The following is a 13,514-nucleotide window of genomic DNA, read 5'->3' on the forward strand; positions in this document are numbered from 1 at the left end:
CGCCCCCACGACACCGGCTACGACCGGCTACGACAGCGTCGCCCGTGATCGAGGCCGGTGCCCGGCTACCTCCTCGGGGCGCTCCCGGCGACGAGCCGTCCACCGCCGTGCGCGCCGGTGACGGAAGGCAGGGCCGTGCCGTCGTGCGCCGTCGTGCGCCGTCGCCGTCTGTTCGTACGCTCCCCCGCCCTGAGTGTCCGAGTGCGCGAGTCCCGCCTCCGGTCGCCAGGGGCGCCTTCGGCGGTGAGGTGGCCGCCGTTTTAGGTCAGCAACTCCCCCACCAGCTGCCGTAGCGAGCGGGCGAGCCTGCCGGGGTCGCCCTCCTGGGTGAGGCGGCGCACCATGTCGGCGTCGAACATGCCCAGCAGGGCGTGGGCCACGAAGGCGGCGTCCAGGTCGGGGCGGGCCTGGCCGATGAGGGTTTCCAGGTGGGTGTGCCAGCGCACGTAGGTGGGGTCGGCGTGGCGGTCGGTGGCGCAGGAGCGTTCGTGGGCGGCCAGCAGGGCGAGGTTGCCGGCGGCCAGTTGGGAGAGGGCGTCCAGGAAGGCGACGATGCGCTCGGCGGGCGGCGCGCCGGGTCCCAGTGGTGCCGGCCCCGACTCCAGTGCCTGGCGCAGCTGCGCGGCCCGCTCCTGCAGCAGGGCCTGCATCAGCCCGGTGCGGCTGCCGAAGCGCCGGAAGACGGTGCCCTTGCCGACCTGGGCGTGCGCGGCGACCTGGTCCAGGGAGATGTGGGCGCTGCCGTGGATGGCGAGCAGTTCCTCCGTGGCGCGCAGGATGGCGCGGCGGTTGCGGGCGGCGTCGGCGCGTTCGCTCACCGCTCTCCCCCTTTTTTTTGCTTTGCGCAACCGGACTATTAGTCCGTATATTAGCCCATATCTAACCGGACTATTAGTCCGATTAGCTCGGTCTGCGGGGTTTCCCGCAGGTCGCCCTTCTCGATCAGGAGCATCCGCCATGCGCGCTCTCGTCGTCGACCCCTCCGCCCCCTGCGGTCTGCGCCTGGGTGAGGCCACCGACCCCGAACCCGGCCCCGGCCAGGTGCTGGTCCAGGTGCGCCACGCCTCCCTCAACCCCGGCGAGCTGGGCATGCTCGCCCAGCTGCCCGCGGGTCACGTGGGTGGCTACGACGCCGCCGGGGTCGTCGTCCGGCCCGCCGCCGACGGCACCGGTCCCGCGGCGGGCACCCGCGTGCTGGCTTTTGGGCCCGGCGCGTGGGCCGAGCTCCTGGCGGTCTCCAGCGCCGACGTCGCCCCCCTGCCGCGCGGAGCCGCCCTCGCCGAGGCCGCGGCGCTGCCGATGGCGGGCATGACGGTCCTGCGTACCCTGCGCGCCGCCGGCTCGGTCCTGGGCCGGCGGGTGCTGGTCACCGGGGCGAGTGGCGCCGTGGGCCGCTACGGCGTGCAGCTGGCCGCCCGGGCCGGCGCCCACGTCCTTGCCTCGGTTCGCGACGGCGTCCACGCACCCGCCCTGACCGCGCTCGGCGCCCACGAGGTCGTCGTCGGCCTCACCGGCCTGCGACAGGTGAGCGAGCCGGTCGACGTGGTGCTGGAGACCGTCGGCGGCCCGCACCTGGTGGCCGCCTGGGCGTTGCTGGCCCCCGGCGCCACCCTGCAGAGCATCGGCTGGGCCGGTGGTGAGCCGGCCGTCTTCCCCCCCGGCTCCACCTTCTTTACCGGCGCGGCCCGTACCTTGAGCTCCTTCGGTGACGCCGCCGCCGTCGGGGCCGACCTGGGCCTGCTGGCCGGTCTGCTCGCCTCGGGCGCGTTGTCGGCGCAGATCGGCTGGCGCGGGTCCTGGGAGCGGGCCGAGGAGGCGGTGGGGGTGGTGCGCGAGCGGAAGGTCACCGGCAAGGCCGTCATCGACATCGCCCCGGGCGAACCGGCCGACACCGGTACGCGGGCAACGGCTTGACCCTGCCGTAGCGTGAGGGTTCAGGCTGGCACCGTGAACGAGGGGACCACCATGAGGGACCCGGTGAACGCCCAAAACGGCGAGGACGGCGAGGGTGCTGTGGACTACGCCGTCGGGCAGGTGGCGCGCGTCGCCGCGGTCAGCGTGCGCACGCTGCACCACTACGACGAGATCGGGCTGGTCTCGCCGGGGCGGCGTACCGCGGCGGGATACCGCCGCTACACCGAGGCCGACCTGCAGCGCCTGCAGCACGTGCTGTTCTACCGCGAGCTCGGCTTCGCGCTGGAGGACATCACCGCCATCCTCGACGACCCCGCCACCGACACCCTGGCGCACCTGCGGCGCCAGCACGAACTCCTCACCCGGGGCATCGACCGGTTGCGGTCGATGGCGGCCGCGGTCGAGCACGCCATGGAGGCGAACATGTTGAACATCTCCCTGACCCCCCAGGAACGTTTCGAGGTCTTCGGCGACTTCGTTCCCGAAGACCACGACGAGGAGGCGCGCCGGCGCTGGGGGCACACCGACACCTGGCGGCAGTCGCGCACCAAGACGGCCGCGATGACCAAGGCCGACTGGGCGCGCTTCACCGGCGAGGCCGCCCAGACGGTGCGCGACTTCACCGAGGCCTACCTTTCGGGGCTGCCGGCCGGCGGGGAGCGGGCGATGGAGCTGGCCGAACACCACCGGGCGCACCTGACCCGCTGGTGTTACGACTGCTCCTACGACATCCACCGCGGCCTGGGCGACATGTACGTCGCCGATGCGCGTTTCGCCGCCGTCTACGAGGCCTCGGCCACCGGCCTGACCGCCTACATCCGCGACGCCATCCACGCCAACGCCGACCGCGCCGAGCACTCCTGCTGACCCGCCCCCTTCTCCCCCGCGCCCCGGTACCGGCGACGCGGGGAAGGAGGGGGGCCGGTGTTCAGCCGGCGGCCACGGTGACCCCCTCCTCGACCCCCTCCTCGGGGGCGGTCGTGGTGGCGGGGCGCTGGTCGAACTGGGTGCGATACAGCTGCGCGTAGCGGCCGCCCGCGGCCAGCAGCGCGGCGTGCGTGCCCCGCTCGGCGATCCGCCCGTCCTCGACCACCAAGATCAGGTCGGCGGCGCGGACCGTCGACAGCCGGTGGGCGATGACCAGCGCGGTCCGCCCGGCCAGCGCCTCGGCCAGCGCCTCCTGGACCGCGGCCTCGGAGGTGGAGTCCAGGTGCGCGGTGGCCTCGTCCAGCACCACCAGCCGGGGGCGGGCCAGCAGCAGCCGGGCGATGGTCAGCCGCTGGCGCTCCCCGCCCGAGAGCCGGTAGCCGCGCTCGCCGACCACGGTGTCCAGCCCGTCGGGCAGCGCCGCGACCAGGTCGGCCAGCCGCGCGCGCCGCAGCACCTGCCATAGCTCCTCGGTTTCGGCCTCCGGGCGGGCCAGCAGCAGGTTGGCGCGGATCGAGTCGTGAAACAGGTGCCCGTCCTGGGTCACCACGCCCAGCGTCTGGCGGATCGAGGCCGCCGACAGCTCGCGGAGGTCCACCCCCGACAGCCGCACCGCGCCGTCGTCGACGTCGTACAGGCGTGCCAGCAGTTGCGCGATCGTTGACTTGCCCGCCCCTGAGGAGCCCACCAGCGCGACCATCTGCCCGGCTTCGGCGCGGAAGGACACCTCGTGCAGCACCGTCGCGCCGCCGCGCGCGTCCAGGGTGGCGACCTCCTCCAGGGAGGCCAGTGACACCTTCTCGGCCGAGGGGTAGGCGAAGCCGACGTGGTCGAACTCCACCGTCACCGGCCCCTCGGGCACAGCCCGGGCGTCGGCCCTGTCGGTGATCAGCGGCCGCAGGTCGAGGATCTCAAAGACCCGCTCGAAGCTGACCAGGGCGCTCATCACCTCCACCCGCGCCCCGGCCAGCGCCGTCAGCGGCGCGTACAGGCGCGTCAGCAGCAACGCCAGCGCCACCAGGGCGCCCGGCTCCAGCCGCCCGCTCAGCGCATAAAGGCCGCCGAGCCCGTACACCAGGGCCAGCGCCAGCGCCGAGACCAGGGTGAGGGCGGTGACGAACACCGACTGCACCATCGCGGTGCGCACTCCGATGTCACGCACCCGCCGCGCCCGGGCCAAGAACTCGGCCGACTCCTGGGCGGGGCGGCCGAACAGCTTGACGAGGGTGGCGCCGGGTGCGGAGAACCGTTCGGTCATCTGGGTGCTCATCGCCGCGTTGTGGTCGGCGGCCTCGCGTTCCATCCGGGCCAGCCGGGTGCCGACGCGCCGGGCGGGCAGGACGAACACCGGCAGCAGCACCAGTGCCAGCGCGGTCAGCTGCCAGGAGATGCCGACCATCACCACCAGGGTCAAGGTGAGCGTCACCAGGTTGCCCGCCACCCCCGAGAGGGTGTCGCTGAAGGCGCGCTGGGCGCCGATGACGTCGTTGTTCAACCGGCTGACCAGCGCGCCGGTACGGGTGCGGGTGAAGAAGGCGATGGGCATGCGCTGCACGTGGTCGAAGACGGCGCCGCGCAGCCGCAGGATCAGCCCCTCGCCGATGCTCGCCGACATCCACCGGCTCACCAGTCCCAGCGCCGCCTCGGCCAGTGCGATCACCGCGATCAGGGCGGCCAGCCTGACCACGACGCTGCCCGCGGCGCCGCCGACGATGGCGTCGACCACCTGCCCGGCCAGCACCGGGGTGGCCACCGCCAGCACCGCCGAGACCACGCTCAGCAGCAGGAACCACACCAGCAGGGTGCGGTGCGGGCGGGCGAAGGCGACGATGCGCCGCAGCGTGGCCGCCGAGAAGGGCCGCCGGCCGTCTTGGGCGTGCATCGTGCTGTACAGCGAATGCCAGGCCGCCATTTCCATGCTCATCACACGTCACCACGTTTTCTGTGCTCGTCATCGCGGGGGGGGGGTCATCGGTGGCCGGCCCGCACCCGGCGGGGACACGGGCTGCGGCGGGGTAGGGAGGCGTGGCGGCGCCACACCACGACCCTAGAAGCTGAAGTTGACTTCAGGTCAAGGGCGGCGCCCTTCGCGCGTTCGCGCCGCCCACCTCGGCGGGCCGGCGCCGAAACCGGTGCGCGGGCGGGGCCCGGCGGGGCGGGCGAGGCCCCGCCCCCCTAGGCTGGAGGCCATATCCCCTTGTCCGGACGCCCCGTTCTCCGGACGTCTTCCCCTCTGGAGAGGTGTACTCGCCGTGCCGACCGCACTCCGCCTGTTCCGTTACGTGGCGATCGCCGAAGCGTGCTCGTGGGCGGGACTGCTCATCGGCATGTACTTCAAGTACGTCGCCGCCACCGGCGACCTCGGTGTGAAGATCTTCGGCCCGGTGCACGGCGCCCTGTTCGTCCTGTACCTGGCCGCGGTGCTGTACGCGGCCCGCCAGGCCCGCTGGAGCCGGGGCACGGTCATCATCGGCCTGGTGTGCTCGGTGCCGCCGCTGGCCACCTTGTGGTTCGAGCGGCGCATGCTCGCCCGCCACCGCGAACCGCTCCCCGCCTGACCCCACCGCTAAAGCTCCAGGACGGCGCGGGTGACCGCCCGGCAGCGCCGCGGATCGGTCAGCAGTTCGGCGCCGTCGCCGAACTGGTCGATCGAGCCCACCGCGGGCAGCGCCCGCACGCGGGCGTCGGTGATGGCGCCGCAGAGGGCGTCGGCGAACCGGCCGGCGTCGAGGACCTGGAAGGGCCGCCGATGATAGGGCCGCAGGCTTCCCTCCAGCGCCGGGGCGGCCCCCATCCGGTTGTGCAGGGCCGCCACCCGCCGGTACACCACCCCCAGGTGCTCCTCGCGCTCACGCCACCCGGTGGCCGCCACCGCCGCCGACAACGCGTCCCCCAGTTCCGCCGTCCCCGGCAGGCGGGCAAAAGCACTCACTGCCCAGCCACTTGGCGTACGGCGGGTAGCGGCGGCGCATCAGCACCACCAGCCGCATCAGCTCCCGTGCCAGGCCCGCGGTGACCAGCGCCGAGCCCAGGTCGTCACCGACCTCCCCGCACCGCCCGGGGAAGGCCTCCTGCTGGGCCAGGCGCCGCCACTGCCCGGCCAGCACGTAGCGTTCCAGGTCGGGCGGATACCAGCGCAGCGCGGCGCGGGCCGGCTCCAGGACCTCCAGGCCGTCGTGGAAGACCTCCCCGCTGGTGACCTCGGCCAGCCGCTGCCAGGGAGTCGACAGCCAGTCCAGCACGCTCACCCCCCGCAGCGGGTCGAACCCGAGCCGGGCGGTGAACCAGGCCGCCGGATCGCTCACCTGCACCCCGTGGCGCTCTGCGGTCACGGCGGTGCGGTAGCCGCCGAAGTCCTCGGGCAGATCCTCGGCGACGGCGCGCCGGACCCGCTCGGCCCGGTGCGCCGCCACGAACACCACCACCCTGGGCCCCCAGTCATGGTCGGTGGAGCGTTCGGTGTCGAACGCCAGCACCTCCGACCCGGCACCGATCAGCGCGGCACTGTGCGGCTCACCGGCCACGATCGGCCGCACGACCTGGGCGTAGAAAGCACGGGAAAGCTCCAGGCCAGGTACGAAACTGGACATCATTTCGTCCACTTTGCCTGCCGCGCCCGCGCCCCGCACCCGATTTTCCCCCCGGCCCCCGCCGCGCGGGCCCGCAGGCGAGTCCACCTTCTGCGCTCCCCCGCGGGCCGGGGTTCAGGCGCCGTCCAGGGCCGCGGCGGCCAGCGGGCGCCCGCGCAACCCCAGCCGCCCGTACAAGGCGATGGCCGCGTGGTTGCCGGTGTCGACCATCAGCGCGACCCGCTCGTGCGCGGCCGCCAGCTCCCCCAGCACGAACCGGCACACCCGCTCGCCGTACCCGCGGCCGCGCGAGGCCGGCGCGGTGGCCACACCGGCGACGAATCCCACCGGCGGGCAGGACCAGGCGTCGGCGGCCACCGCCACCAGCCGTCCGTCGTCGCCGCGCACACCGGCCCAGCGCCGCACCCCCGCCACGCCCGGCACCGCCCAGGAGGAGGGGGCCGCCCGCGCCAGCAGGGCACTCACCTCCCCCTCCTCGGCGTCCTCCAGCCACCCCGCCCGCCCCGCACCCGTGTCCGCGGGGCCCGGGGGGAGCGCGCCGGCCGGGGTGTCCATCCACTCGAACGAGCCCAGCACCCGCATCCGCGCGGTCCGCCCGGCCACCTCATCGACCAGCGCCCGTGAGCCCACCACCCGATAAGACGGGCCGACCTCGGCCAGCACCCGCTCCACCAGGGCGCTCACCGCCCCGGCCTCGCCGCACACCGTGAGACGATCTCGGCGGTTGAGGTCGGGGCAGGCCACCGCCACCGCCTCCCCCAGCGTCCACGCCCGCACCCCGGGGCCCATCCCCTGAGCCCCCCACAGCACCAGCGCGTCACCCGAGCAGGCCTCCGCCACCTCGGCCGCGTCCCCCAGCCGCACCGGCTCGCCGCTCAGAGGATCGCCCCCGGCCGGTAGGCGGCCGCCTGCGGGTAGCGGGCCACGACCGCCTCCACCCGCGCCACGACCGCCTCCACCTGGGCCGAGGCCGCACCGGTGAAGGAGATCGGCTCACCCAGCAGGGCCGCCAGCGCCGCGGCGTCCAGCGGGAAACGCTCGTCGGCCCCCAGGCGGGCGATCAGCTCGTTGCCGGCCGACCCCTCGCGCATCGCCAATGCCGCCGCCACCGCGTGCTCCTTGATCAGCTCATGGGCGCTCTCGCGGCCCACCCCGGCCCGCACCGCGGCCATCAGCATCTTCGTCGTCGCCAGGAACGGCAGGTAGCGCTCCAGCTCGGCGGCGATCACCGCGGGGAAGGCGCCGAACTCCTCCAGCACCGTCAGCATGGTCTCCACCAGCCCGTCGAACGCGAAGAACGCGTCCGGCAGCGCCACCCGGCGCACCACCGAACACGACACGTCCCCTTCGTTCCACTGGTCCCCGGCCAGCTCCCCGGCCATCGACGCGTACCCCCGCACGATGACCGCCAGCCCGTTGACCCGCTCGCACGAGCGGGTGTTCATCTTGTGCGGCATCGCCGAGGAGCCGACCTGTCCCTCGGCGAACCCCTCGGTGACCAGCTCGTGCCCGGCCATCAGCCGGATCGTCCTGGCCAGCGAGGAGGGGGCCGCGGCCAGCTGCACCAGCGCCGTGACCACCTCGTAGTCCAGTGAGCGCGGATACACCTGCCCCACGCTGGTCAGCCGGTGGGCGAACCCCAGGTGCGCGGCCACCTCGTCCTCCAGCGCCACCAGCTTGGCCGCGTCCCCGCCCAGCAGGTCCAGCATGTCCTGGGCCGTGCCGACCGGCCCCTTGACGCCGCGCAGCGGGTAGCGGCCGATCAGCTCCTCCAGCCGGGCGAACGCCACCAGCAGCTCGTCGGCGGCCGAGGCGAACCGCTTGCCCAGCGTCGTCGACTGCGCGGCCACGTTGTGCGAACGCCCGGCCATCACCAGCTGCGAGTGCCGCGCCGCCAGGTGCGCCAGCGCGGCCAGCAACGCCACGCACCGCTCACGCACCAGCACCAGGCTGTCGCGGATCTGCAACTGCTCGACGTTCTCCGTCAGATCCCGCGACGTCATGCCCTTGTGCACCTGCTCGTGGCCGGCCAGCGCGTTGAACTCCTCGATGCGGGCCTTGACGTCGTGGCGGGTGACCCGCTCACGGGCGGCGATCGACTCCAGGTCGACCTGCTCGAGCACCTTCTCGTAGTCCTCCAGCGCCCCAGGGGGAACCTCCACCCCCAGCCGCGCCTGCGCGGCCAGCACGGCCAGCCACAGGCGCCGCTCGGCCACCACCTTGTACTCGGAAGACCACAGGCGGGCCAGCGGCGCGGAAGCATAGCGGGCGGCAAGGACATTGGGGATACGCGGCTTGGCAGTCACGTTGCCTCAGTATATTCCGCCGCCCCCACCCACCCCGACCAGGGGCACCGGAAAACCCCGGCGGGGAAAAGGCAAGAGCCGGCCGCCACGCGGGCGACCGGCTCTCACACTCTTGCGTCGACGGCTACCGGGCCGTCGGCGCCAGCTCGTCCTTGTCGTAGACCTTCAGCGGCGGCCGCTCACCGCCGTCCTTGGGCGTGCGCCGCAGCCGCTCCTTGAGCCGCTCCACCATCACGTACAGGGTCGGCACCAAAACCAGCGTCAGCAGCGTCGACGACAACAACCCGCCGATCACCACGATCGCCAGCGGCTGGGAGATGAACCCGCCCGAGCCGGTCAGCCCCAGCGCCATCGGGATCAACGCGAAGATCGTCGCCACCGCGGTCATCAGGATCGGCCGCAACCTGCGCCGGCCACCCTCGATCACCGCCTCCACGATGCCCATGCCCTGCTCGCGGTACTGGTTGATCAGGTCGATCAGCACGATCGCGTTGGTCACCACGATGCCGATCAGCATCAGCATGCCGATCAGGGCCGGAACCCCCATCGGCGTGCCCGTCGCCAGCAGCAGCCCGATCGCGCCGGTCGCCGCGAACGGCACCGACACCAGCAGGATCAGCGGCTGCACGAAACTCCGGAACGCCGCCACCATGATCATGAAGACGATCGCGATCGCCGCCAGCATCGCCAGCCCCAGCTGCCCGAACGCCTCGGCCTGATCCGCGCTGACCCCGCCCACGGCGAAACTCGCCCCCGCCGGCAACGTCAGAGCCTCCAGCTTCGACGTCAGCTCCGTCGTCACGCTGCCCAGGTCACTGCCGGTCGCCGTACCCGACACCGTCGCGCTGCGCTCACCGTCGATCCGCGTCACCTGGGTGGGACCGTCGACCTTGGACACCTCCGCCACCTGCGACAGCTTCACCGTGCCCGTCGCCGTCGGCAGCTTCAGCGCACCCACCGCCTTGACGTCCTCGGGCGCGTCCGCGGTCCGCAAAACCACCGCCCCGGCGCGGCCGTCCAGCGTCAGCTCACCCAGCGGCGCCCCCCGGAACCGCTGCGCCACCAGCTGCCCGATCTGCGTCTCGGTCAGCCCCCTGGCCGCCGCCTTCTCCCGATCCACCCGCACCTCGACCCGCTCGGCGCCGGCCTCCAGGTTCGAGGTCACATCCCGCAACCCGCCCAGATCCGCCATCGCCGCGCGAACCGTCTCGGTCGCCGCCCGCAGCGCCGTCACATCCGGCGCCTGCACGATCACCTGCAGCTGGTCGGTCGCGCCACCGCCGGGGCCGCCCTGACCGCCGCCCACCGTGACCTTGCCGACCTCCTCTTCGGACAACCCCGCCAGCCGGCCGCGCAGCTCCTCCTCCAGCGCCGCGGTGTCGGTCTCCTCGGCCACCGTCACCGAGTACGAGGCCCGGTCACCGCCACCGCCACCCGTGCCCAGGAAGCCGCCGCCACCGCCCACGTTCACCTGGTAGTCCCGCACGCCCTTCAGCGACGCCAGAACCTCCTCGACCCTCTTGGCCGCAGCGTCCGTCGTCGCCAGGTCGGTGCCCGCCGGCATCCGCTGGCTGATCGACACCGTGTCCTGCCCCGAGGAGTCGATGAAGTTGGTCTCCAGCCGCCCGGCCAGCCCCATCGTCGCGGCGAACACCACCACACCGACCAGCACCGTCACCAGCCGCCGCCGCGTCGCGAACCGCAGCACCGGCAGGTACGCCCGCTGCAACGGGCTGCGCAGCTCCTTGGCCTCGGCCTCCTCACGCACCACCCGCGCCTGCTCCGGCGACAACACCGGCGCCTTCAAGAACCAGTACGCCAGCACCGGGACCACCGTCAGCGACACCAGCAACGACGCCAGCAACGCCACCGTCACCGTGATCGCGAACGGCGCGAACAGCTGCCCCACCATGCCGCCCACCACCGCGATCGGCAAAAACACCGCCACCGTCGTCAACGTCGAGGCCGTCACCGCGCCACTGACCTCGCGCACCCCGGCCAGCACCGCCTTGCGCTTGGCCTCCCCGTACCCGAGATGACGCTTGATGTTCTCCAAGACCACGATCGAGTCGTCGACCACCCGGCCCACCGCGATCGTCAGCGCCCCCAGCGTCAGCAGGTTCAGCGAGTAGTCGCCCACCCACAACGCGATCAGCGCGATGACCACCGACAGCGGGATCGACGCCGCCGTCACCAGCGTCGACCGCACCGACAACAGGAAGATCAGGATGACCAGCACCGCGAACGCCAGGCCCAGCAGCCCCTCGGTCGTCAGATCCTCGATCGACCGCTCCACGTACGGCGCCTGATCGAAGATCACCGTCATCTCCGAGGAGTCCCCGATGGCCCGCACCATCTCCGGGAGCCTCTCGCGCACCGCGTGCGAGATCGTCACCGCGTTGCCGTCCGGCGTCATCGTCACCGACAACCCCAGGCTCGGCTGCCCGTTGGTCCGCGTCAGCGACGTCCCATCGGCCAGCGTCCGCTCCACCGTCGCCACGTCCCCCAGCCGCACCGGCTTGGGAGCCGCCGGCGGGCGCTGCCGCGCCTGCGACTGCTGGACCTGCTGCGCCTGCCGGGCCTGCGGCGGCGCCTGCTGCGCCACCGGCGCGGCAGGCGTCAGATACAGGTCCTTCAGCTCCTCCAGCGTCGAGACCCGCGCCCCCACCTGAACCGTCAGCGACACCTTGTCCTCGGTCACGCTGCCCGCGGGAACCGGCTGCCCGTTGGCCCGCAGCACCTCGGCCACCGCCGTCGGCGACAACCCCAGCAACGCCAGCTTCCCGACATCCGGAGTGATCGTCACCACCTCGTCGCGGGTGCCCGTCACCGTCGCCTCGCGCACCCCCTCGATGCCCTGCAGCTCCGGCACCACCAGCCGCTCAAGCCGCTCGGCCATGACCCGCTGATCGCCGCCGTCGCCCACCGCCAGCTGCATCACCGGAATGTCGTCGGTCCCGCCCGTCAGCACCTGCGGATCGACCGCCTCCGGCAGCTGCGCCTCGATCCGCGAGATCGCCTGCTGCATCTCCGCGACCGCCGCGTCGATGTCGGTGCCGTACTCGAACGCCACCTGGACCTGCGACATCCCCTCCCGGGACGTCGAGGTCACCTCCGAGACCCCCTCCAGCCCCTGGAAGCTGTTCTCGATCGGCTCGGTCACCTGCTCCTCGACGATCTCGGGAGAGGCGCCCGGATACGAGGCCGCCACGAACGCCCCCGGAAACGACAGCGAGGGCAACAGCTGTTGTTTCAGTGAGGGAATCGCAAACAGGCCGAACGCGCTCAACACCAGCGCGATCATTATGACGAGGCTGCGGTTGGCGAGGCTCAACCTGGCCAGGGAGGTCATGGGGGCGGGCTCCTCAAGGAGGGACATCACAACAAGATTCGCCCCAGACTAACACTTCGCCTCATGCGAATATTTAACGAAGCTCACCAATCCTGATAACCTTCTCAGGAAGCGAGAGGTGAGCGTGAACGACGACCGCGAACAACTGATCGACCAGATCGGCGCCATGCAACGCGACCTGGGCAGGCTCCTCGCCCAGCACAGCGCCCCATCCCCCCTCTTCGACTCCAACCTGACCATGCGCCAGCTCAAAGTCGTCATGATCCTCTCCGGCCAGGACTCCGCCTCGGGCCAGGACCTCGCCACCCACCTCGACGTCGGCCTCGGCACCGTCACCGGCATCGTCGACCGCCTCGTCGCCCACGGCCTCGTCGCCCGCCGCGAAGACCCCCACGACCGCCGCATCCGCCGCGTCGAACTCACCCCCGCCGGCCGCACCCTCATCGAACAGATCGCCGACGCCGGCCTCACCGAGTTCCGACGCCTCCTGCGACACCTCGACACCCCCACCCTGCGCGACCTGTCCACCATCGTGGACAAACTCCAGCGCGCAGCCCTCACCCTCCAAAACCACACCCCTCACAAAAAGGTCGGATGATAGGTTCTGTCGCTGTGACAGCACCCACCGACACCCTCTTCTCCCTCACCGGACGCACCGCCCTCGTCACCGGCGGCAGCTCCGGCATCGGACACACCATCGCCCACGCCCTCGGCCACGCCGGCGCCGCCGTCGTCATCGTCGCCCGCCGCACCACCCACCTCACCAAAACCCTCACCGAACTCCACCACCACGGCATCACCGCCGCCGCCATCACCGCAGACCTCGCCAACCCCGACGACATCACCCGCATCTGCCACCAAGCCCCCACCCTCCTCGGCGACATCGACATCCTCGTCAACAACGCCGCCAACAACATCCGCCACCCCATGGCAGAACTCACCACCGACGACTACCAACAGACAATGGCCGTCAACATCACCGCCCCCTACCTCCTCGGCCAGCACTTCGGCCCCCAGATGGCCCAACGCGGCTGGGGCCGCATCATCAACATCGGCTCCCAGCAATCCCACAAGGCCTTCGGCGACAGCGGCGCCTACGGCATCTCCAAAGCCGCCATCACCGGCCTCACCCGCTCCCAGGCCGAAGCCTGGTCCCCCCACGGCGTCTGCGCCAACACCATCATCCCCGGCTTCGTCCTCACCCCCCTCACCGAACCCGCCCAAGCCATCCCCGGCCGCGTCGAAGCACTCGCCGCCCGCACCATGACCGGCCGCAACGGCCACCCCGCCGACTTCGCCGGCATCGCCGTCCTCCTCGCAAGCAACGCCAGCGCCTACATCACCGGCCAGGCCATCTGCGTCGACGGCGGCTTCTCCGTCCACTGACCCCCACCAGCACACGACTACCCGCACCGGCCACCCCCG

The 13,514-nt window shown here is 72.4% G+C and carries 12 protein-coding genes; 5 read left to right on the forward strand and 7 right to left on the reverse strand.

Going from position 1 to position 13,514, the window contains the following annotated elements:
* Nucleotides 1–260 precede the first annotated feature (260 nt).
* Nucleotides 261–818, reverse strand: coding sequence for a TetR/AcrR family transcriptional regulator (locus OG587_RS31815; RefSeq protein WP_329081663.1), 558 nt, complete (start codon nt 816–818; stop codon nt 261–263).
* Between the two features lie 139 nt (nt 819–957).
* Here OG587_RS31815 and OG587_RS31820 point away from each other — a divergent pair, with 139 nt between their 5' ends.
* Nucleotides 958–1,914: a zinc-binding dehydrogenase gene (locus OG587_RS31820; RefSeq protein WP_329081665.1), complete on the forward strand. Its 957-nt coding sequence runs from the start codon at nt 958–960 to the stop codon at nt 1,912–1,914.
* A 33-nt stretch (nt 1,915–1,947) separates the two neighbouring features.
* Nucleotides 1,948–2,781: a MerR family transcriptional regulator gene (locus OG587_RS31825; RefSeq protein ID WP_329081667.1), complete on the forward strand. Its 834-nt coding sequence runs from the start codon at nt 1,948–1,950 to the stop codon at nt 2,779–2,781.
* A gap of 61 nt (nt 2,782–2,842) precedes the next feature.
* Here OG587_RS31825 and OG587_RS31830 read toward each other — a convergent pair whose 3' ends face one another.
* Nucleotides 2,843–4,765 (reverse strand): ABC transporter ATP-binding protein, encoded by a 1,923-nt coding sequence (locus OG587_RS31830; protein WP_329081668.1) that lies wholly within the window; start codon nt 4,763–4,765, stop codon nt 2,843–2,845.
* Nucleotides 4,766–5,093: 328 nt separating this feature from the next.
* Here OG587_RS31830 and OG587_RS31835 point away from each other — a divergent pair, with 328 nt between their 5' ends.
* Nucleotides 5,094–5,399, forward strand: coding sequence for a DUF3817 domain-containing protein (locus OG587_RS31835; protein ID WP_329081672.1), 306 nt, complete (start codon nt 5,094–5,096; stop codon nt 5,397–5,399).
* 8 nt (nt 5,400–5,407) lie between these two features.
* Here OG587_RS31835 and OG587_RS31840 read toward each other — a convergent pair whose 3' ends face one another.
* From OG587_RS31840 to OG587_RS31860, 5 genes are all read right to left on the reverse strand, one after another.
* Nucleotides 5,408–5,713 carry a hypothetical protein gene (locus OG587_RS31840; RefSeq protein WP_329081675.1) on the reverse strand — a complete coding sequence of 102 codons (306 nt, stop codon included), beginning with the start codon at nt 5,711–5,713 and terminating at the stop codon, nt 5,408–5,410.
* Nucleotides 5,691–6,434 (reverse strand): DUF4037 domain-containing protein, encoded by a 744-nt coding sequence (locus tag OG587_RS31845; RefSeq protein WP_329081677.1) that lies wholly within the window; start codon nt 6,432–6,434, stop codon nt 5,691–5,693. The genes OG587_RS31840 and OG587_RS31845 overlap by 23 nt, the downstream gene beginning before the upstream one ends.
* Nucleotides 6,435–6,545: 111 nt before the next feature.
* Entirely contained in the window at nt 6,546–7,295 is a 750-nt protein-coding gene (locus OG587_RS31850) for a GNAT family N-acetyltransferase (RefSeq protein WP_329081679.1), read from the reverse strand.
* 11 nt (nt 7,296–7,306) lie between these two features.
* Nucleotides 7,307–8,737 (reverse strand): adenylosuccinate lyase, encoded by a 1,431-nt coding sequence (gene purB, locus OG587_RS31855; protein WP_329081681.1) that lies wholly within the window; start codon nt 8,735–8,737, stop codon nt 7,307–7,309.
* A 124-nt stretch (nt 8,738–8,861) separates the two neighbouring features.
* The gene (locus OG587_RS31860) at nt 8,862–12,116 is read right to left on the reverse strand and encodes an efflux RND transporter permease subunit (protein WP_329081683.1); all 3,255 of its coding nucleotides are present in this window, start codon (nt 12,114–12,116) and stop codon (nt 8,862–8,864) included.
* 91 nt (nt 12,117–12,207) lie between these two features.
* Between OG587_RS31860 and OG587_RS31865 the strand changes: the two genes are divergently transcribed.
* Together OG587_RS31865 and OG587_RS31870 are read left to right on the forward strand one after the other, a co-directional pair.
* Nucleotides 12,208–12,687, forward strand: coding sequence for a MarR family winged helix-turn-helix transcriptional regulator (locus OG587_RS31865; protein ID WP_329081684.1), 480 nt, complete (start codon nt 12,208–12,210; stop codon nt 12,685–12,687).
* A 14-nt stretch (nt 12,688–12,701) separates the two neighbouring features.
* Nucleotides 12,702–13,475: an SDR family NAD(P)-dependent oxidoreductase gene (locus tag OG587_RS31870; protein WP_329081686.1), complete on the forward strand. Its 774-nt coding sequence runs from the start codon at nt 12,702–12,704 to the stop codon at nt 13,473–13,475.
* Nucleotides 13,476–13,514: the final 39 nt, after the last annotated feature.

The sequence above is a fragment of the Streptosporangium sp. NBC_01469 genome (assembly GCF_036227305.1).
Lineage (GTDB): Bacteria > Actinomycetota > Actinomycetes > Streptosporangiales > Streptosporangiaceae > Streptosporangium.